The 19857-nt window shown below is 35.5% G+C and carries 19 protein-coding genes; 14 read left to right on the plus strand and 5 right to left on the minus strand.

The features are described from left to right. The first annotated feature begins 120 nt into the window (after positions 1-120). The 4 genes from era (at position 121) to recA (ending at position 4995) form a co-directional block, all read left to right on the plus strand. Positions 121-1032, plus strand: coding sequence for a GTPase Era (gene era / locus QJV49_RS09210; protein WP_225512358.1), 912 nt, complete (start codon positions 121-123; stop codon positions 1030-1032). 97 nt (positions 1033-1129) lie between these two features. Next, positions 1130-2722 (plus strand): asparagine synthase B, encoded by a 1593-nt coding sequence (gene asnB, locus QJV49_RS09215; RefSeq protein ID WP_225512359.1) that lies wholly within the window; start codon positions 1130-1132, stop codon positions 2720-2722. Between the two features lie 138 nt (positions 2723-2860). Next, positions 2861-3679: a DNA-formamidopyrimidine glycosylase gene (gene mutM, locus QJV49_RS09220; RefSeq protein WP_225512360.1), complete on the plus strand. Its 819-nt coding sequence runs from the start codon at positions 2861-2863 to the stop codon at positions 3677-3679. 152 nt (positions 3680-3831) lie between these two features. After that, entirely contained in the window at positions 3832-4995 is a 1164-nt protein-coding gene (gene recA / locus QJV49_RS09225) for a recombinase RecA (protein WP_023189932.1), read from the plus strand. Between the two features lie 12 nt (positions 4996-5007). On the opposite strand, the gene QJV49_RS09230 is transcribed toward recA, so the two are convergent. Further along, positions 5008-6381: an amino acid permease gene (locus QJV49_RS09230; RefSeq protein ID WP_003131627.1), complete on the minus strand. Its 1374-nt coding sequence runs from the start codon at positions 6379-6381 to the stop codon at positions 5008-5010. A gap of 68 nt (positions 6382-6449) precedes the next feature. Continuing rightward, the gene (locus tag QJV49_RS09235; protein WP_225512361.1) at positions 6450-7829 is read right to left on the minus strand and encodes an amino acid permease; all 1380 of its coding nucleotides are present in this window, start codon (positions 7827-7829) and stop codon (positions 6450-6452) included. A 146-nt stretch (positions 7830-7975) separates the two neighbouring features. On the opposite strand from QJV49_RS09235, the gene QJV49_RS09240 reads away from it, so the two are divergent. The 3 genes from QJV49_RS09240 (at position 7976) to QJV49_RS09250 (ending at position 9406) form a co-directional block, all read left to right on the plus strand. Beyond that, the gene (locus QJV49_RS09240; protein ID WP_225512362.1) at positions 7976-8356 is read left to right on the plus strand and encodes a YlbF family regulator; all 381 of its coding nucleotides are present in this window, start codon (positions 7976-7978) and stop codon (positions 8354-8356) included. Further along, positions 8343-8657 carry a YlbG family protein gene (locus QJV49_RS09245; protein ID WP_225512375.1) on the plus strand — a complete coding sequence of 105 codons (315 nt, stop codon included), beginning with the start codon at positions 8343-8345 and terminating at the stop codon, positions 8655-8657. Before QJV49_RS09240 ends, QJV49_RS09245 begins: the two co-directional genes overlap by 14 nt. A 230-nt stretch (positions 8658-8887) precedes the next feature. Continuing rightward, on the plus strand, positions 8888-9406 hold the full coding sequence (locus QJV49_RS09250; protein ID WP_225512363.1) for a dithiol-disulfide isomerase: 519 nt from the start codon (positions 8888-8890) through the stop codon (positions 9404-9406). A 63-nt stretch (positions 9407-9469) separates the two neighbouring features. Here QJV49_RS09250 and QJV49_RS09255 read toward each other — a convergent pair whose 3' ends face one another. Beyond that, entirely contained in the window at positions 9470-10063 is a 594-nt protein-coding gene (locus QJV49_RS09255; RefSeq protein WP_225512364.1) for a CYTH domain-containing protein, read from the minus strand. Positions 10064-10278: 215 nt separating this feature from the next. Here QJV49_RS09255 and QJV49_RS09260 point away from each other — a divergent pair, with 215 nt between their 5' ends. The 4 genes from QJV49_RS09260 (at position 10279) to QJV49_RS09275 (ending at position 13611) form a co-directional block, all read left to right on the plus strand. Continuing rightward, positions 10279-11085: a DUF817 domain-containing protein gene (locus tag QJV49_RS09260; protein WP_225512365.1), complete on the plus strand. Its 807-nt coding sequence runs from the start codon at positions 10279-10281 to the stop codon at positions 11083-11085. 186 nt (positions 11086-11271) lie between these two features. Continuing rightward, positions 11272-11931 (plus strand): GTP pyrophosphokinase family protein, encoded by a 660-nt coding sequence (locus QJV49_RS09265; RefSeq protein ID WP_015425820.1) that lies wholly within the window; start codon positions 11272-11274, stop codon positions 11929-11931. Further along, positions 11918-12730, plus strand: a complete 813-nt coding sequence (locus tag QJV49_RS09270; protein ID WP_003131619.1) for an NAD kinase — start codon at positions 11918-11920, stop codon at positions 12728-12730. The genes QJV49_RS09265 and QJV49_RS09270 overlap by 14 nt, the downstream gene beginning before the upstream one ends. Beyond that, the gene (locus QJV49_RS09275; protein ID WP_225512366.1) at positions 12730-13611 is read left to right on the plus strand and encodes an RluA family pseudouridine synthase; all 882 of its coding nucleotides are present in this window, start codon (positions 12730-12732) and stop codon (positions 13609-13611) included. The genes QJV49_RS09270 and QJV49_RS09275 overlap by 1 nt, the downstream gene beginning before the upstream one ends. 41 nt (positions 13612-13652) lie before the next feature. Here the strand turns inward: QJV49_RS09275 and QJV49_RS09280 are convergent, their stop codons facing one another. Continuing rightward, positions 13653-14483 carry a peptidylprolyl isomerase gene (locus QJV49_RS09280; RefSeq protein WP_225512367.1) on the minus strand — a complete coding sequence of 277 codons (831 nt, stop codon included), beginning with the start codon at positions 14481-14483 and terminating at the stop codon, positions 13653-13655. A gap of 309 nt (positions 14484-14792) precedes the next feature. Between QJV49_RS09280 and QJV49_RS09285 the strand changes: the two genes are divergently transcribed. The 3 genes from QJV49_RS09285 (at position 14793) to QJV49_RS09295 (ending at position 18127) form a co-directional block, all read left to right on the plus strand. Continuing rightward, on the plus strand, positions 14793-16226 hold the full coding sequence (locus QJV49_RS09285) for an amino acid permease (RefSeq protein WP_225512368.1): 1434 nt from the start codon (positions 14793-14795) through the stop codon (positions 16224-16226). A gap of 114 nt (positions 16227-16340) precedes the next feature. Beyond that, the gene (locus tag QJV49_RS09290; RefSeq protein ID WP_225512369.1) at positions 16341-17150 is read left to right on the plus strand and encodes an NADPH-dependent FMN reductase; all 810 of its coding nucleotides are present in this window, start codon (positions 16341-16343) and stop codon (positions 17148-17150) included. Further along, complete coding sequence (locus QJV49_RS09295; RefSeq protein ID WP_225512370.1) at positions 17150-18127, plus strand: FAD:protein FMN transferase; 978 nt, start codon at positions 17150-17152, stop codon at positions 18125-18127. Before QJV49_RS09290 ends, QJV49_RS09295 begins: the two co-directional genes overlap by 1 nt. A gap of 96 nt (positions 18128-18223) precedes the next feature. Here the strand turns inward: QJV49_RS09295 and lysS are convergent, their stop codons facing one another. Next, the gene (gene lysS, locus QJV49_RS09300) at positions 18224-19678 is read right to left on the minus strand and encodes a lysine--tRNA ligase (protein ID WP_225512376.1); all 1455 of its coding nucleotides are present in this window, start codon (positions 19676-19678) and stop codon (positions 18224-18226) included. Positions 19679-19857 lie beyond the last annotated feature (179 nt).

Below are 19857 nucleotides of genomic sequence, written 5' to 3' on the forward strand. Positions count from 1 at the left end.
TTAAGCTGACGGAGATGACAAATGATTTTTAAAGACTCTGTCGCTTTTCGTCAGCAAATTTTCACAATCATTTTTTAGAATTTTACTTAAAAAGGGCTGATTTTATGCTATAATAGCGCTATGACAAATAACAAATTTAAATCAGGATTTGTGGCGATTTTAGGTCGTCCAAATGTTGGAAAATCAACATTTATGAACCACGTGATGGGACAAAAAATTGCCATCATGTCAGATAAACCTCAAACAACAAGAAATAAAATTCAAGGAATTTATACGACAGAAAATGAACAAATTGTTTTCATTGATACGCCAGGTATTCACAAACCACACAATGCTTTAGGCGATTTCATGGTTCAATCTGCTTATTCGACTTTACGTGAATGTGATGTCGTTTTGTTCATGGTTGCGGCTGATGAACCACGTTCAACCGGTGAAAATATGATTATTGAGCGCTTGAAAAAGGCAGAAGTTCCTGTTATTTTAGTCGTCAATAAAATTGATAAAATTCATCCTGACCGTCTTTTTGAAATTGTGGCCGATTATACTTCACAAATGGAGTTTTCTGAAGTGGTTCCAATCTCAGCTCAACAAGGGAATAATACAGAAAGATTAATTGATACGCTCTCTGAAAAATTGGACGAGGGTCCTCAATATTTCCCAGAAGATCAAATCACTGACCATCCTGAGCGTTTTCTTGTTTCAGAAATGATTCGTGAAAAAATCTTATTATTAACTCGGGAAGAAGTTCCACATTCAATCGCAGTCACTACTGACCAAATGACTCGAGATGAAGAAACTGGTAAGATTCATATCATGGCAACAATTATTGTTGAACGCAAGAGCCAAAAAGGGATTATTCTTGGTAAAGGCGGCGATATGATTCGTAAAATCGGGAAAATGGCTCGTCGAGATATTGAAATTATGCTTGGGGATAAAGTTTATCTTGAAACTTGGGTCAAAATCAAAAATGACTGGCGCGACCGAAAAATGGATTTAGCTGACTTTGGCTACAATCGTGATGATTATATGTAATGAAAATAGCGAATTATCGCTATTTTTTGTTTTATTATGAAATTTCCAGACAATTGTGATATAATGTTGAAAATTATAATTATTATTGGGGGAAATTATGTGCGGTTTTTTATTTATGGAAACATCTGATTTAACGATAGAAGAATTTAAAAGTAATTTGGAATTGATTGAGCATCGAGGACCAGATGACCAACAGCATGTTCGTGATACTTTGGGAAATGATTTTGGTTTTTGCCGACTTTCAATCATGGATTTATCAGACTTGGGACGTCAGCCCTTTGGTTTGAATGGTAAAAGAGTCATGTGTAATGGTGAAATTTATAATTTTCTAACTCTCCGTAAGTTCTTGGAAACTAAAGGATACAAATTTACTGGTGATTCTGATTGTGAAGTCCTTTTACCACTTTTTGAAACCACTGGAATCGAAACAATGGTCAAAATGCTTGATGCTGAATTTGCATTTGTTTTGGTTGATGAAAATACTGGTGAGATTTTTGCAGCTCGCGACCCCTTTGGAATTCGCCCCCTTTTTTATGGCTATAATAAATTAACTGGCAAAATATCTTTTTCATCTGAAGCTAAGGCATTAATTTCAACATGTAAAGATGTTACGCCATTTCCTCCAGGTTACTACTATGCCAATGGTGAATTTCATGTTTATAATGATATTGCTGAGGTTTCAACAATTGTTGAAGAACCTTTGGCTGAAATTTCAGGACATATCCGTCGCAAATTGGAACGCGCAGTTAAAAAACGTCTTCATGCAGATGCTCCAATGGGCTATCTCTTGTCAGGTGGCTTAGATTCATCATTGGTTTGTGCAATTGCAGCTAGAGAATTAGAGAGCCCAATTAAGACTTTTGCTATTGGAATGGAAACAGACCCGATTGATTTGAAATATGCGCGTGAAGTGGCAGATTTCTTAAGAACTGACCATACCGAAATTCTGATGACAAAAGAAGATGTGCTTTCATCCGTACGCGAGGTCATTTGGCACTTAGAAACATGGGACATCACAACGATTCGGGCTTCTATTGGTATGTATTTAATCTGCAAATATATTCACGAGAATACAGAACTGAAAGTTTTGATGACTGGTGAAGTTTCTGATGAAATGTTTGGTTATAAATATACTGACTTTGCTCCATCAGCTGGTGCCTTTCAAAAAGAAGCTCAAAAACGAGTGCATGAGCTTTATATGTATGATGTCCTGCGGGCTGACCGCTGTTTAGCAGCTCATTCTCTTGAAGCGCGTGTTCCTTTTGCTGATTTGGATTTTGCGGCCTATGTCATGTCTATTAATCCTAGCAGAAAATTGAATACTTATGACAAAGGGAAATATCTCTTGCGTCATGCTTTTGAAGGAACTGAACTATTGCCAGATGAGATTTTATTCAGAGAAAAAGCTGCTTTTTCTGACGCTGTTGGTCACTCAATGGTTGACTATTTAAAAGAATTTGCTGACGAAAAATATTCTGATGAAGACTTAGCAAAGGCCAGTGAAAAGTATCCAAAACATACACCATTTACCAAAGAATCATTGATGTATCGTGATATTTTTGAAGAATTTTATCCAGGATATGAAGATTGGATTCTTGATTTTTGGATGCCAAATCGTGATTGGGTAGGCGAAGACGTCAAAGACCCATCAGCTCGCGTCTTATCAAATTATGGTGATTCTGGAAAATAAATTTTGAAATCTTTATCGTAAAAAAATGAATGATAAATGTTAAAATAGTCACTGATGAAACTTATCTAATGATAAATTATCAGTGGTTTTTTATATTTAAATTTAATTAAGGATACAATAGAAAGTTGTCAGTAAAAAATGCCAGAGTTACCAGAAGTTGAAACAGTGAGAAGAGAGCTTGAAAAAAGAATTGTTGGACAAAAAATTGTATCTATAGAAGCCACTTATCCAAGAATGGTTTTAACTGGTTTTGAGCAATTGAAAAAAGAATTGACAGGAAAAACCATTCATGGCATTTCACGTCGCGGAAAATATTTAATTTTTGAAATTGGCGAGAAAGATCGTTTGATTTCTCATCTGCGGATGGAAGGGAAATATCGACTTGCAAGCCTCAGTTCTCCAATGGAAAAACATGACCATTTAGCCCTTAAATTTACTGACGAACAATTAATATATGCTGACGTAAGAAAATTTGGAACTTGGGAACTGATTTCTAATGACCAGGTACTTCCATATTTCTTGAAGAAAAAAATTGGTCCTGAGCCAACTTATGAAACTTTTGATGAACAGATTTTCCGAGAAAAATTGCAAAAATCAACAAAGAAAATTAAACCTTTTCTACTTGAACAAACATTAGTGGCTGGACTTGGAAATATTTATGTTGATGAAGTGCTTTGGCTAGCAAAGATTCATCCGGAAAAAGTGGCTAATCAACTGACAGAAAGTTCTATTCATCTTTTACATGATTCTATCATTGAAATTTTACAAAAAGCAATTAAATTAGGCGGTTCAAGCATCAGAACCTATAGTGCCTTAGGTTCAACAGGAAAAATGCAAGAAGAATTACGAGTATATGGAAAAACAGGGGAAAAATGTGTGCGTTGTGGCAATGAAATTCAAAAAATAAAAGTGGCTGGTCGGGGGACCCACTTTTGCCCATTCTGTCAGCAAAAATAATGACTTGATTTTTACTGACAGCTTTTAAAGATTAATTTAAAAACTCAGTGACAAAGTTAATAAAAAAACGTATAGATAAAATATAGGGGCTTATAAAAAATCCTGAAAAATGCTATAATTAAACAATAAATAAAGAATAACGGAGATAAAAGTTGGCAACAAAGAAAAAAACAAATTTTGATGATATTACCAAAAAATATGGCGCTGAACGTGACAAAGCTTTGGCAGATGCACTTGCTTTGATTGAAAAAGACTTTGGGAAAGGTTCACTTATGCGTCTTGGCGAAGCAGCTAACCAAAAAGTGTCAGTAGTAAGTTCAGGCTCACTTGCACTTGATATTGCGCTTGGTGCAGGTGGTTATCCTAAAGGACGTATTGTTGAGATTTATGGACCAGAATCTTCTGGTAAAACAACAGTCGCTCTTCATGCCGTTGCAGCGGTTCAAAAAGAAGGTGGAATTGCAGCCTTTATCGATGCTGAAAATGCGCTTGACCCAGAATATGCAAAAGCGCTCGGGGTCAATATCGATGAACTTTTACTTTCACAACCCGACTATGGTGAACAAGGGCTTCAAATTGCTGAAAAATTGATTACATCTGGTGCAGTTGATTTGGTTGTTATTGACTCAGTTGCAGCTTTGGTACCTAAGGCCGAAATTGACGGTGAAATTGGTGATAGTTCAGTTGGGCTTCAAGCACGTATGATGTCACAAGCTATGCGTAAACTTGCTGGACATATTAATAAAACAAAAACAACAGCAATTTTCATCAACCAATTGCGTGAAAAAGTTGGGGTTATGTTTGGTTCACCAGAAACAACACCTGGTGGTCGTGCATTGAAGTTCTATGCTTCTGTACGCCTGGATGTACGTGGTTCAACAAAAATCGAAGAAGGTTCTGGAGATAACAAAACCCAAATCGGTAAAATCACAAAAATCAAAGTCGTTAAAAATAAAGTGGCTCCGCCATTCAAGGTTGCTCTCGTTGACATCATGTTTGGTGAAGGTATTTCAAGAACCGGTGAACTTTTAAACATTGCTGTTGATGAAGGAATCATCAAAAAATCAGGCGCTTGGTTTGCTTACAATGACGAAAAAATTGGTCAAGGAGCAGAAAAAGCGAAGAACTATCTCAAAGAACATCAAGAAATCTTTGATGAAATTGACCATAAAGTTCGTGCCGCTCACGGCCTTCTTGATGAAGCAGAAGTAGCAGAAACTACAGAAGATACTTCAACAAAAGCTAAGGCAACTAAAGCTAAAAAAGAAGAAAAAGTAGTCGAAACTGAAGAAATTGAACTCGAACTTGAAGATTAAAAAAACAGCTGATTATTCAGCTGTTTTTATTTTTTTAAAGAAAGTAAATAGTCCAAAGATAAGAACCCAAATCACAGAACCAATGGCCGGAACAATTGTATCTTTAAAGCAGAATAGTGAAATAAAGATTAAGACAAATCCAGCAATGGCTAATGGAATAAAGATGTGGGCTGCAGGTAAAACAAACCCTTTGGGATCAAAATCACTTGATTTCCGATATTTAAGATAAGTAATTAAGGTCATCAGGTAAACCACTAGAAAAAGATTGGTTGCGACACTGGTAATAAAGACAAAAGAATTAGAAATTGCAGGAATCATCGAGATGAATGGAGTAAATAGAATTAATAATGAGGTGAAAAGTAAAGCATTTACTGGTACACCAGCTTTTGAAAATTTAGTAAATGGTTTAAGTATTTTATCATTATTGAGTTTTGATAAAGAATAAAGATTCCGAGTGATTGAAAAGAGGGCAGAGTTTAAAGCCGAGGCAGCAGAAGTTAGTACCACAAAGTTCACTAAAGCCGCTGCCCACTTGATTCCAATGAGTTGGAAAATGGTAACAAATGGTGATTTATCAGCCGGAATATCGCGCCATTGGTAGATACTCATAATTGCCAGCAGTGCCCCAACATAAAAGAGGACAATTCGAATTGGAATTTGATTAATCGCTTTTTTCAAAGTCGGTCTAGGATTATCTGTCTCTGCTGCAGTCATTCCGATGAACTCCATCGAAACAAAAGCAAACATGACCATCTGGAAGCTTTCAAAGAAATTAGAAAGCCCATTTGGGAAGAACTCGAAGCCTTTGGTGATATTAGTTACACTTACAGTGTCAGTTCCTGTATGATAATGACTAAAAATAAGGATTATTGCCGTTAAAATCAAACCAATAATTGCCACAATTTTAATCATCCCAAACCAAAATTCGGTTTCTCCAAAAAATTTTGGATTTAAAGTATTCAATAAAGTTAGAAGAACTAGTACAAAGACTTCTGTCATCCAAATTGGTAAATCCGGCAACCAAAAATTAATATAAGTCCCAATAGCAATTAGCTCAGCCATAGCTACAAAAACAACAACCAGTAAATAAGACCACTGAATAAAGTAACCAGGTTTTTCACCGAGGTAGCGTGAAACAAAATTTAAAAAGGAATGTTGATTGGGATCTTGGTAAAGCATCTCCCCGATAGCTCTTAGGAGAATATACATGAGCGCACCGATTATTAAATAAACAAAAATAATTGATGGGCCAGTGAGGTGAATCGATTTTCCGGCACCGAGGAATAATCCCGTACCAATTGTTCCAGCGATGGCAATAAGTTGAATATGCCTATTTTTTAAACCACGTTGCGAAGGCTTATTTTCTTCATTTTGATTTGTATTCATAATATTATATTATACGCTTTTTCATTTAGTTTTTCAGAAGTCACTCCGTTTAGGAAAAGATGACTCGCTTAAATCTTTTTATAGTGCGAGTAGAGTCCAAAGAAAATTGTCCAGACGATTGCTCCCAAGGCTGGATAAAAGGTATCTGCGTTGAAAAATAAAGAAGCAAAGACAATCGCGAAGATAGCTACGATGAAGGGAACAGTAATTTGAGGTTTTGGTGTCAAGAAACCTTTAGGATTGTAATCTTCAGATTTACGATATTGCCAATAAGTGTAGAGGGTGATAAAGTAAACCACTAAAAATAAATTAGTCGTACAAGAGGCTGCAAAATCAAAGGCATTTTTTATCTGAGGAATAAGAGTCAGGACAGGAGCCAAAAGGGAGAGAGCAGTTGCCATATAAAGGGCATTGATAGGTATCCCAACCTTGGAAAGTTTTGTAAAAGGAGTTAATCTTCCTTTGTCGTGCTGTTGAGCGAGTGAGTACATGTTTCGTGTTGCAGAAAATAATGAACTATTAAGCGCTGAAGCCGCAGAAGTCAGGACAACAAAGTTAATGAGCGCTGCTGCCCACTTGATTCCAATAAGTTGAAAAACCATAACAAATGGAGATTTATCTGCCGGAATATAATGCCAGTTGAAGATAGCCATAATAGCCAAAAGTGCTCCAACATAGAAAAGTAAAATACGTACTGGGATTTGATTAATTGCTTTTGGTAAACTCTTTTTGGGATTAACTGTTTCTGCCGCAGTCATTCCAATAAATTCCATAGAAGTAAAGGCAAACATAACCATTTGTAAGGCACCCACAAAGTTCCAAGCACCATGTGGAAAGAGTTGAAAGCCATCAAAAATGTTGTTTAGTGAAGCAGAGTCATGAACAGTTTTTCCGCTTAAAACAGTAGTATAGTGAAAATTACCAGCTACCAAAATAATTGCAGTGACAATCATTCCAATGATTGCTGCTACTTTAATCATAGCAAACCAAAATTCAGTTTCACCAAAAAAGCGAGAATTTAAAGTATTAAGTCCAAAAAGAAGGGCTAGCATGACAATTTCAATCAACCAAAGCGGAACCTGAGGGAGCCAAAATTGAATATAAGTGCCGATTGCTGTCAATTCAGAGATACACACAAAAACAATAACTAACCAATAAGACCACTGAGTGAAGTAACCTGTCCGAACGCCTGAATATTTTGTGACAAAATTTAAAAATGAATGCTGACTAGGGTCATTGTAAAGCATTTCTCCGATTGTTCTTAAGAAAAAGAACATGGCAATTCCAATAAGAATATAAGCAAAAATAACACTTGGACCAGTCATTTGAATAGTTTTTCCGGCTCCTAGAAAAAGTCCGGTACCAATTGTTCCAGCAATAGCAATAAGTTGAATATGTCGGTTCTGTAAGCCCCGTTGAGCTTCATGTTTCTCTTGAAGATTTTCCAAAAGTTTTCCTCCCTTAAATTATCAGATAATTCTAACAATATGTTAATTATTATACCAAATTAATAAATTTGTATCAAGCGTCATATTCTCTTTTGCTAAAAATAACAGTAAAGTGTATCATTTGATATTTATGATATAATAAAAATATGTTAATAATCGACCAAAATCTATTGGAAATAGATAATTTGTTAGAAAAGATAATGGACGAGTTTTTGAAATTTCCAGAAGTTGAAGCTTATCAGAAAGCTAAAGCTGATTTTATGGCAGATGAAAATCTACAACGTCAGCTTAAAACTCTACAAGATAATTCTGAATATATCGCTTTTCGCCCAGAGTTAAGAGCACTTCAGCATGAAATAAATTTGAATGAGAAGGTTTATGCCTTTCGTTTGGCAGAAAATGACCTTCAACAAATTTTGACAGCTTTGACCAAAAAAATTACAAATAGTATTTCGGAACAGATTTATGTTGAGGAGAATCTACCGTTGAAAGGAGGGCAACATGGACGACATCATGGAAAGCATTGAGAAAAAAGAAATTCGCCCCCTTTTTATAAAAGAGCGAATTGCAGTTTATGTTTATTGTTATTCTTACAAGGGAACAAGACAATTGAGTAAATTTGGAGATGTGGTTTATACAAGCCAAAAATCAAATTATTGTTTACTTTATGTGAATGAAGAAAATCTTTCAGATTTATTGAGTAAATTAAAAGATTTGAAATTTGTTAAAAAGGTACGTGTGGGTCATATTAAAGAACTTGACCAAAACTTTTCTGAAGCTTTTGCTCAAACTAATCTCGCCGTCAAAGAGGAAATTGAGCGCTTGTAAGTAAGGGAATAAAAGTGGGCCCATGCGCAAATTTTTGTAAATGGTATTGTGTATTATTTGAGTGAGCAGACTTTTTTTGTTAATATAGTAAAAAAGAGAGGAGACTTGGTAGAGTAATACTGCTTCATTATGTGAAGGGTCAGAACCTGTGAAATAGTTGTATTCTATAGATTCTATTTATAACTTCTTCTCAATTATGAAACTATACCCAAAACCAAGGAAGAAAAACTATGTTGGAGACTCATTATTACTTCACTCCCATTTTAGACCATTTAGAACCATTTGATCATAATGATTGGCATTTATATCCGATTGTTACCCTACCTGCAGCTAAGCAGCTACGGGATGCGGAAGACTTGCCTAAAAATATTAATTCGTTGAATGCTTGTTATGACCGCTTACGAAAAGTATCACTCGATTATCTGACTGTGAATCTTTACGGGCGAAAACAAGGGAGAGCTTTTCTCTTATTGTTGCAAGATATTTTAGAAGAAACGACGATTTTAGATTATACAGTACAAGTTCGTCAGCAAATATTGAAAGAAATTGGCGTGTCTACTCTTAATTTTATGGAGTATCGTTCTTTTGCTAAAAGACATCTCGCTTTAATGTTAAAAGATTTTAGAAAAAATGATTTTCAAGCCTCTCCAGCAAGTTTGATTATGACTCATGAAGAATGCTTAAAAATTGAAGATTGTCCTCATGCCCTCTTACAACAATACTTAGAACAAATTGAAAAAACTGCCTGATGCTTGTCAGACATTTTTTTTATAAAAAATACTGACAGGATTCTGTCAGTAAAATTTTAAAAATTATTTTCGTAAATGTCTTAAACAGTCTAAAAAACGAACAACTTTAGATTTTGAAAAACGATATTCAACTCGATTTTTGTCTAAAAACTCAAAAAAGTCTTTTTTCCCTTGTTTGCTGTCATCAACTTCAAGCTCAAGTTCATAGTCAGTATGTCCCAGATAATCATTCTTATCTAAAGCAGCGAGTCCAATCGGAAGATGTTGTTCATAGCGAATCGTCGTCAAACTTCCAATTAAGGTGATTTCTTCAAGATTAATATCTCGTGCTGTCAATAGCTCACAAATTTCACTTAAATCAGTCTCTCCACAAACGATATTTCGTTCGCCAAGGAGTTGTTGAGCTTCTTCAAGACTGAGATCAATATTATATTCAATATTTCCAACTTCTTGTGGAACTTTTAAAGTCATTTCTGCGGACTTATCAAAAGTTCTAATACGCAAAGCCAATTTTTTCTTGCGTAATTTAAAGTCTTTTGAATCTAAGTAGTGGTTAGTTTGCCTAACAGGGGTTACGTGAGTAAAGAGTTTTTTGAGCTGGTCATACTCAGCCAGCGACAATAGCGACTTATACTCAATCTCCAAATTCGTACTCATTAATTATTTTTAAGATTATTTTCTAAAGAAAATATCTTTCCTTTCAGTTGGGTTAAACGATATATTAATTAAAAGTATATCAAAAGGCTGACTATAAGTAAAGTTGCGCCCTAAGTTGAAGAAAGGGAAAAGCTGGCTCAAAGCAGAGAAACAAAGGGAAGTTTTAAAAATGAAGGAGACTAGATAAGGACTGAAAATATGATAGAATTAAGGCTATGGAAAAAGTAGAAGAGAAATATCATTTAAAAGATTTTTGGGATTTTGGTTTGAAACAATTTCGGTCAGCAATTTTTGGAATCACTATTATTCTGTCATTAATTGTCACTACCTTTATCAAAATTCCACATCTTGCACGTTATGATACTTTATTGATTTGTGTCATTGTCATTCAGATGATACTTTTGGTCAGCAAATATGAGCGAGCTTATGATTTAATTCCAATCATGGTCTTCCATGTTTTGGGAATGATTTTAGAAATATTTAAAGTAAAACATGGGAGTTGGTCCTATCCAGATGCTGGCTTATTTAAAATTATGGATGTTCCCTTATACAGTGCTTTTATGTACTCGGCCATTGGTTCTTATATTGTTCGGGCAATAAAAGAGTTTGATTTAGAAGCAATCAATTGGCCCCATTGGTTGATGTCTGTTGGTATTTCTATTCTTATTTATCTCAATTTTTTTAGTGGAACCTTTGGCTTTGATTTCAGAAATATCTTTTATCTCTTTATTTTAATGATTTTCTGGAAAACTAAATTTACTTTTGTATTGTGGACAAAACGTTATCAAATGCCGGCAATTTTGAGTTTCTTTTTAATTGGTCTCTTTATTTATTTGGCAGAGAATATTGGTTCTTATTTTAGTGCTTGGACTTATTCTTATCAGTTAAAGGCCTGGCAATTTGTTGATTTAGGTAAAATCTCTTCATGGACTTTATTAATTATTGTTTCAATCATCATTGTTATTGAACTTCAGAGATATTTTTCAAAAAACATAGAAGTAAAAAATATAATTAAGAGCTAAAAGGGCAAAATGATTGCTCTTTTTTTATCGAAATTTAAAGCATTTAAGTAGCAATAATGTGAATAAAGCAAACTTATGTTAAAATATTAGATGTGATTCTAATAAATATAGAAGTCAGAAATCGTTTAAGATTTAAATACTCAAAAAAGGAGTATGTGAGAGCAATTGCTTTTGCAAAGTGAAAAAATGTTTAATTGGGAAGAATTCTTGGATCCTTATGTCCAAACAGTTGGCGAGTTAAAAATAAAATTTCGTGGAGTTCGTAAGCAATATTTAAAGAAAGGACTTTATTCTCCGATTGAATTTGTTACAGGGCGCGTGAAACGTCGAGAATCAATCAGAAATAAGGCCAAACTTCGTGGTTACACACGAGAAAATTTAGCTGAAATGGAAGATATTGCTGGTGTTCGAGTAATGGTCCAGTTTGTTGATGATGTTTGGGATGTGTTGGAGCTTTTACGTAAACGCAAAGATTTTAAAATTATTGAAGAACGTGATTATATTAATAACCAAAAAGCTTCTGGTTACCGTTCTTATCATGTCATCATTGAGTATCCAATTGATACAATTGATGGTTTCCAAATTGTCAATGCAGAAATTCAAATTAGAACTTTGGCCATGAATTTTTGGGCAACGATTGAACACTCCCTTAATTATAAGTACGGGGGCTTAATTCCTGAAGATGTCAAGGCAAGATTGACTAATGCAGCGCGTGAAGCTGCTCAACTTGATTTGGAAATGGGCGAAATCCGTGAGGATATTCAAGAAGCACAGTTACTTTTTGATAGTCCTCAGCAAAAACAAGACTTTAAAAAAGAAAATGGTGAAGAAAATGAACTTTGGTAAAAAAGTCTGGCTTATTGGAAATTCGAGTGAAAAATCCAAAAAAACGCTCAATAAATTGAGCAAGATTTTGAAAGCTGAACATTTCGTTTTTGATGATATTAATCCTGAAATTGTGATTTCAGTTGGAGGAGATGGGACGCTTCTACGGGCAATGCACATGTACGAATATCAGCTAGATCGTGTGCGATTTTTGGGTGTTCATACGGGGCATTTAGGCTTTTATACTGATTTTACTGACGAAGATTTGTTTGAAGTCGTAGAGGCCCTTTATGATGAAAATCCAGCTCAAGCGATTCACTATCCACTCATTCGTGTTCAAGTTAGTTTTACTGACGGATATCAAATTGTACGACACGTTCTCAATGAAGCAACTATTCGACGTGCAAGTAAAACAATGGTTGGTGATGTTAGAATTTCTGATTATCTTTTTGAACGTTTTCGTGGAGATGGGTTGTCAATTTCAACTCCAACAGGTTCAACGGCTTACAATAAATCAATTGGGGGAGCCGTTGTTCATCCGCGGGTAAAAGCAATGCAAGTTGCTGAAATTGCAAGTTTGAACAACGTTGTCTATCGAACATTAGGTTCACCAATGATTGTAGCTGAGAAAGATACAATTACCGTTTGTCCTGCGCCAGAGGATGATTATAGTTTGACTTTTGACCAGTTGACTTTTGAATACAAAAATATCAAATCAATTGAGTTTTCATTGGATGGAACAACGATTTCTTTTGCAAATTGTGCTCACACACCATTTTGGGAACGGGTCAGTAAGTCCTTTATTGGGGAGGTTGAGTAATGCAGTTTGCTTTTAGAAACGAGATTGAAGGAAGCATGGTTAAGTCAATGCTAAGCCGTCACGGTATTTCTAGGAGATTACTGACAAAAGTGAAATTTGATGGTGGAAAAATTACAGTTAATGGTCAGGAAAAAAATGCCATATATCGCCTGGAAAAAGATGATTTGGTGACGGTCACAGTCCCAGATGAGCCAGATAATGAAAAGTTAATTCCTGATGATTTTCCACTCAATGTCTTATTTGAAGATGACCACTATTTAGTTGTTGAAAAGCCAGCAGGCAAGCCCTCAATTACAGGGTCCTTGCATCCGACTGGTGCCATGTCAAATGCTGTCAAAGGATATATTAGTCAAAAAAATTATGCTAATCAAACGGTACATATTATCACTAGACTAGACCGGGATACTAGTGGAATCATGTTTTTAGCTAAACACCGTTATGCACATGCTTTAATGAATCAACATAAATTTCGCGACACGATGGAAAAACGCTATTTTGCCATTGTAAATGACCAAGATTTACCAGATTCTGGTCGAATTGATTTACCAATTGGTCGTCGTGATGATTCGATTATTCAAAGGCAAGTTCGCTTTGATGAAAAAGCAAAAGATGCACTGACTTCTTACGTTGTTGCTGAGCGAAAAAATGATTTAGCCCTTCTGGATATTATTTTGCATACAGGAAGAACCCATCAAATTCGTGTTCATTTTTCTCATTTGGGTTATCCTTTAATTGGTGATGATTTATACGGTGGAAATCATGAATTGATTTCACGTCAAGCCCTTCACTGTCACCATTTACAGTTCTTAAATCCTTTTACTGACGAAATGGTTCATGTTGAATTAGACATGCCAGAAGATATGAAAAACTTATTGAAATAAAAAAGTTACTGACAGATTTTCTGTCAGTAACTTTTTATTTATTAAAATTTCCAGTTTTTAAGAATTTTAACAGATTTAATTTTTACAGGGTCAACAGGAGATGAAGCTTCGCCAGAACCACTTGATGTGACCTCGGCTTTAGCGATTTTATCAACGACATCCATTCCTGAGATAACTTGACCAAAGACAGTGTAACTTCCGTCTAAACTAGGATATCCCCCTTTTTTATAAGCATCAATTATTTTTTGAGGATATTTAGTCTTGTCCTGAATTTGACTGGTCATATCTTGGGAATTTTGCACAATGAAAAATTGTGAACTGCTAGAGCTTGCTTGACCAGTATTTGCTAAAGCAAGTGCGCCGCGGATATTGTACAGTTGATTAGAAATTTCAGTATCGAAGGTTTTTCCACCAAAAATTGAAGCAGTACCAGTTCCTTGATTAGAAGGGTCACCAGATTGAATCATGAAATCTTTAATGACACGGAAGAATTCATTGTTTTTGTAGTAACCATTTTTGGCAAGAACAAGGAAGTTTTGAACTGCATTAGGGGCTAATTTAGGGAAAAGTTTAATATTGATATTTCCAGCAGTCGTTTTGATTTCAACCTCAGCTTCATCCTCACCAACAGTTGTAGACAGTTGTGGCAAAGTCAAATCATTAAGTGCAGTTGTAGAATTTTTTACTGCATCATGTAATTTATAATTTGTTGGATAGTCAACTTTTTGACTTGAAGAAGTGCTTGTACTACTTGCTGTACTATCATTTGTTTTTGGACGATTGGCAAAGAAAACAAGGAGTCCAACGATAATAACTAAGACAATCCCAAAGATTGTAAAAAGAATTGTATTATTTTTTTTATTCGTATTCATAGGAATATTTTAACATAAAAATGAGTAATTATAAATTTTTATCAAATTAATTCTTGCAATTTCTAAAAAAAAGGTATAGAATATAGAAAAATCACGAAAGGAGAATCACGAAATGAATAACTTCTCATTACGCCATCATCATTTGCATAGATAAGAGTTGTGTCATACAGTAGGTATAGATACAGCTTTAGAGTACGCTCAAGTATCTATGCCGGTGATTCTCAAGAGACCGGTTGTAAAGACAACTGGTCTTTTTATTTGTTCGTGCTCTGGTTTGTAGAAAAAACAAGAGATTAGAAAGCAAAGATTATGGAAAATCAAAATCAGGTCAAGCGCAACCTTAAACAGCGCCACATCACCATGATTGCATTGGGTGGTACAATTGGAACAGGTTTATTTTTAACCTCAGGAGCAACAATTAGTCAAGCAGGCCCCTGGGGCGCAGTTCTTGCTTATTGTTTTATTGGTATTATGGTTTACTTCGTAATGACTTCCTTAGGTGAGATGGCGACTTATTTGCCCACCTCAGGTTCATTCTCCGATTATGGTGGTCGTTATGTTGATCCCGCTTTTGGCTTTGCATTAGGCTGGAACTATTGGCTCAATGGAGCGATTACCATTGCCGTGGACTTAACGACAGCAGGATTGATTACGCAGTTTTGGTTTCCGCACCTTCCGTCTTGGATATTTTCAGGAATTGCGACAGTCTTAATTTTTATTATTAATGTCATGGCGGTTGGAGCATTTGGGGAAACAGAATATTGGTTATCAACGATTAAAGTGATTACGATTGTCCTCTTTTTAGCTATTGGTTTACTTACCATTTTTGGAGTTTTGGGACAAGGCAATGTTGATGTCGTTGCCAATTTAAGTGCTGGGAATCATGGTTTTGTTGGTGGGATTTCAGGTTTTGTGGGAGTTTTACTTATTGCCGGATTCTCTTTTCAAGGAACTGAGCTTTTAGGAATTACCGCAGGTGAATCTGAAGACCCAGGTAAGTCAATCCCTAAAGCAATGAACTCTATTTTCTGGCGTATCTTACTCTTTTACATCTTTTCAATCATTGTGATTGCTGCAATTATCAATTTTAAAGATCCTCGCTTGTTAAATCCAAATTCGACAGCTGTCATGAGTCCATTTACCATTGTCTTTAAAAATATTGGCTTTGCAGTTGCAGCTTCAGTTATGAATGCAGTCATTCTTACTTCTGTAATTTCATCAGCAAATTCAGTAATGTATGCTTCAACACGGATTCTTTATTCATTGGGACAAGAAAAAGGTGCTCCAAAATTCTTTGGACGAACAGCAAAAAATGGAATTCCTTTTTATGCCCTTCTAGCAACAACAATTATTTGTTTTATTGCTTTCTTAACTGGAATATTTGGAACGCAAATTTATCTTTTCTTGGTTGATTTATCATCACTAACAGGATTTCTTGCTTGGCTTGGAATTTCTATCAGTCATATTCGTTTTAGAAGAGCCTATATTGCTCAAGGGAAAAAACTGGAAGATCTTCCTTACAAAGCTAAATGGTTCCCGTTTGGGCCAATTGTTGCGCTCTTGATGACTGCAGCAATTGCCATTAATCTTGACCCAGCCATGCTCTTTAGTAAGCACTGGGGTGAAGGTTTAGCTTTATACGCCGCAATTCCAATTTTCATTATTCTTTATTTTGGTTATAAATGGAAGTATAATACAAAAATTATTCCACTTGAAGAAGTAGATTTGAGTCGAGAAAAATAATATCTGAATCACAATTCGTATAGAGTTGTGGTTTTTTATTTATAATATAAAGAGAAGTAAGGATATTCTTTAAAAGTTACTTACCAAAAATTACCAAGTGAAAGAGGAAATGGGATGAAGTTTATCGCCATTGTTGGGACCAATGCTAGTTTTTCTTATAATCGAAAACTTCTTTGGTACATGAAAAAGCATTTTACAAAAGAAGCACAAATTGAAATAGTAGAAATTACGGACCTGCCACTATTTTCTGAGGATATCAGAGAAATTCCCGGAGGCGTTCAAAAAATTGCAGAGGCAATAAGAGAAGCAGACGGCTTGATTTTTTCAACGCCTGAATATGATCATGCAATTACTGCTGCTTTGAAATCTTTGATAGAATGGCTGTCATGGATAAAACCTCAGCCATTGAACAGTCTGCCGGTTATGATTGTTGGGGTTTCCCTAGGAAATATGGGAACTGTTTTTGCCCAAGAAAATCTTCGACAAATTTTAAGTTCACCGGGTCTGGATGCTTTTGTTTTACCTTCCAATCAATTTCTTTTAGGACGAGCAGCTGAAGCATTTAATCAACAAGATGAATTGGTAGATGAACGGACAATTAGCTGGTTGGAGCATTGCTTTAATAATTTCATATTTTATAGTAAGACATTAAAACCTATGCGATTCCCTTTGCCAAAAAAAGAGAATAATAAAGACATAATTGAGGGTGAGGAAAGTAAAAGCTCTACAGAAGCTGAGGAAGTTTGGTGGACTAAAGAAACGAATCAAGGATTGCCAATCCTTTCTGATGCGGATACAGGAGCTTCTGAGTATGAAGAAGTGATTGAACCTGAAAATTCGGCCTATCTACAATTTTTGGAAGAGGGAGAAACTTGGAATTTTGATGATATTGGAGAGTTAAGAGGGGACATACGAGAAGACTGATGAAAATTTTAGAAAAAAAGTCGACCTTGAAAATTTCTAAACGCTATCGAGCTTTAGGGACAGTCATTAGATTAACAATTTATGGTCATCAAGATGTGGAGTTATTAGATAGAACTTATCAATTAATCAAGTATTATGAGCAGCTATTTACGGTAAATCGTGACCAATCAGAATTGATGGCTGTCAATCATAAAGCAGGGATAGAGCCTGTTCAAGTATCAGAAGCAGTTTATGGCTTAACAAAAATAGCGCTTGAAAAAAGTAAGGAAGCATTTGGTTTTAATGCAGCAATTGGTCCTCTCGTTAAACTTTGGCATATTGGCTTTTCAGACGCTAAATTGCCAACTCAAGCAGAAATAGATGAAAAGTTAAAAGTGATTAATCCAGATAGGATTATTCTAAGGGATGATGAATTTTCGGTATTTTTGCCAAAAAAAGGGATGGAAATTGACTTAGGAGCGATAGCAAAAGGTTATATTGCCGACCGGATTAAAGATTTTTGGCATGCTTACGGCATCTCCTCTGGCATTATTAATCTAGGAGGAAATCTTCTATTGGTGGGAGAAGCTCCGCATCAGATAGATAAAAAATGGCGCATAGGTATTAGAAATCCTTTAACTAATGATAAAAAAACTGTGCTACAGCTTTTGTCTGGTGAAGGTTCTGTTGTGACTTCGGGAATTTCTGAGCGTTACTTGAAAGTGAACGATAAGATTTATCATCACATTATTGACTCCAAAACAGGTTATCCACACCATAATCAGCTGGCAAGTGTTACTGTTTTATCAAAAAAATCAATTGATGGTGAAATTGAAACGACCCGATTATTTTTTGCTGACGGTCCAATTGAAAATTGGCTGACAGAAAATCCGGAAGTTTATGGCGCTATTTTTATTAGTAAAGATAAGAAAATAAAAGCCGTTGGAATTCCAAGAAGTCAGATTTATGTTGCTGACCAAAGTTTTGAATTTGAATAAGTTAAAATTTAAGTGTAGCTAATTTTTGTCAGTACTTTTGACAATAAAAATTTACTGACAGAAATAAAAAAAACCGCCAAAAGCGGTTTTTATTTTTTATTTCATAGTTGGGAAAAGCAAAACGTCACGGATTGAAGTTGTGCCAGTAAAGAGCATTACTAAGCGGTCAATCCCGATACCGAGTCCACCTGTTGGTGGCATACCGTGTTCGAGTGCTTCAACGTAATCGTAATCAACACCAGTCGCTTCGTCATCCCCAAGTTCTTTAGCTTTAGCTTGAGCTTCAAAACGTTCCAATTGGTCAATTGGGTCATTCAATTCGCTGAAAGCATTAGCGTATTCTTTACCGTTGATGAAAAGTTCAAAACGGTCAGTGAAACGTGGGTCTTTCTCGTTCATTTTAGCAAGTGGTGAAATTTCTTTTGGATGACCAAAAACGAAAGTAGGTTGAATCAAAGTTTCTTCAACATATTTTTCAAAGAATTCGTTAATGATATGACCAACAGAAGTGAAATGTTTTTCAACATGAATATCATGTTCTTTTGCAAGAGCTGTTGCTTCTTCAAAAGTCATCTCAGGCCAGAAATCAACTCCAGAAACTTCCTTGATGGCATCAACCATGTGAACGCGTTTGAATTTTCCGCCCACATTGATTTCTTTACCATCATACTCAAGAATATCTTGACCGACCACTGTTTTAGCAACGTGTTGGAAAATTCCTTCTGTCAAATCCATGATATCTTCAAAATCAGCATAAGCTTCATAAGATTCCATTGTTGTGAATTCTGGATTATGAGTCATATCCATTCCTTCGTTACGGAAGACACGGCCAAGTTCATAAACTTTTTCCATTCCACCAACAATCAAACGTTTCAAGTGTAATTCAGTTGCAATACGAAGCGCCATATCAATATCAAGACTGTTATGATGTGTGTAGAATGGGCGAGCAGCAGCACCACCGGCTTCGTTGTTAAGTACTGGAGTTTCAACTTCAAGATATCCACGACCATCCATATAACGACGGATTTCACTGATAATTTTAGAACGAGTGACAAAACGATTGAAGCTTTCTTTGTTTGAAATCAAATCCAAATAACGTTTACGATAACGTGTTTCAGTGTCAGTCAAACCATGGAATTTTTCAGGCAAAGGACGAAGCGCTTTTGAGAGGAAAGTCAATTTTTTTGCTTTAATTGACAATTCACCCATGTCAGTTTTCATGATTTCGCCTTCAACACCAAGGAAATCTCCGAGGTCAGCTTTTTTGAAAATTTCATAATTTTCTTCGCCGACTTCATCTTTACGAACATAAAGTTGAATTTGGCCTTCGCGGTCTTGAAGATGGGCGAAACCGACTTTACCTTTACCACGTTTAGTCATCAAACGACCAGCGACAATTCCTGAAAGTGCAAGTTCATGCAATTCTTCTTTCGTCTTTTCGTCATAAGCTTCGTGTAGTTCTTGTGAGTTGTGCGTACGTGTAAATTTATGTCCAAATGGGTCAATTCCCGCTTCGCGCAGGTTTTCCATTTTTTCACGGCGGACTTTCATTTGGTCATTAAGTTCTTCGATTTCAGCCAAAATAGTACTCCTTGTAATTTTTTATTCTCTCTATTTTAACATATTTTCAAAAAATTAACAGAAATTTTTTTGTCAGTAAACGCTTTAAGCATAGGCTTGAGAAGATTTTTTTACTGTCAGTAAAAAATGCTGATAAAATGACTGACAGA

This window comes from Lactococcus sp. NH2-7C (assembly GCF_029953655.1).
In the GTDB taxonomy this organism is placed as follows: Bacteria; Bacillota; Bacilli; order Lactobacillales; family Streptococcaceae; genus Lactococcus; species Lactococcus lactis.

Bases quoted from the DNA above. Each gene is read 5' to 3' on its own strand.
- QJV49_RS09295 (WP_225512370.1), top strand. From the start codon at position 17,150: ATGAAAATTTTAGAAAAAAAGTCGACCTTGAAAATTTCTAAACGCTAT.
- QJV49_RS09275 (WP_225512366.1), top strand. From the start codon at position 12,730: ATGCAGTTTGCTTTTAGAAACGAGATTGAAGGAAGCATGGTTAAGTCA.
- QJV49_RS09245 (WP_225512375.1), top strand. From the start codon at position 8,343: ATGGAAAGCATTGAGAAAAAAGAAATTCGCCCCCTTTTTATAAAAGAG.
- asnB (WP_225512359.1), top strand. From the start codon at position 1,130: ATGTGCGGTTTTTTATTTATGGAAACATCTGATTTAACGATAGAAGAA.
- QJV49_RS09230 (WP_003131627.1), bottom strand. From the start codon at position 6,381: ATGAATACAAATCAAAATGAAGAAAATAAGCCTTCGCAACGTGGTTTA.
- lysS (WP_225512376.1), bottom strand. From the start codon at position 19,678: ATGAAAGTCCGCCGTGAAAAAATGGAAAACCTGCGCGAAGCGGGAATT.
- QJV49_RS09285 (WP_225512368.1), top strand. From the start codon at position 14,793: ATGGAAAATCAAAATCAGGTCAAGCGCAACCTTAAACAGCGCCACATC.
- QJV49_RS09265 (WP_015425820.1), top strand. From the start codon at position 11,272: ATGTTTAATTGGGAAGAATTCTTGGATCCTTATGTCCAAACAGTTGGC.
- mutM (WP_225512360.1), top strand. From the start codon at position 2,861: ATGCCAGAGTTACCAGAAGTTGAAACAGTGAGAAGAGAGCTTGAAAAA.
- QJV49_RS09280 (WP_225512367.1), bottom strand. From the start codon at position 14,483: ATGAATACGAATAAAAAAAATAATACAATTCTTTTTACAATCTTTGGG.
- QJV49_RS09260 (WP_225512365.1), top strand. From the start codon at position 10,279: ATGGAAAAAGTAGAAGAGAAATATCATTTAAAAGATTTTTGGGATTTT.
- QJV49_RS09240 (WP_225512362.1), top strand. From the start codon at position 7,976: ATGTTAATAATCGACCAAAATCTATTGGAAATAGATAATTTGTTAGAA.
- QJV49_RS09270 (WP_003131619.1), top strand. From the start codon at position 11,918: ATGAACTTTGGTAAAAAAGTCTGGCTTATTGGAAATTCGAGTGAAAAA.
- QJV49_RS09255 (WP_225512364.1), bottom strand. From the start codon at position 10,063: ATGAGTACGAATTTGGAGATTGAGTATAAGTCGCTATTGTCGCTGGCT.
- era (WP_225512358.1), top strand. From the start codon at position 121: ATGACAAATAACAAATTTAAATCAGGATTTGTGGCGATTTTAGGTCGT.
- QJV49_RS09250 (WP_225512363.1), top strand. From the start codon at position 8,888: ATGTTGGAGACTCATTATTACTTCACTCCCATTTTAGACCATTTAGAA.
- QJV49_RS09290 (WP_225512369.1), top strand. From the start codon at position 16,341: ATGAAGTTTATCGCCATTGTTGGGACCAATGCTAGTTTTTCTTATAAT.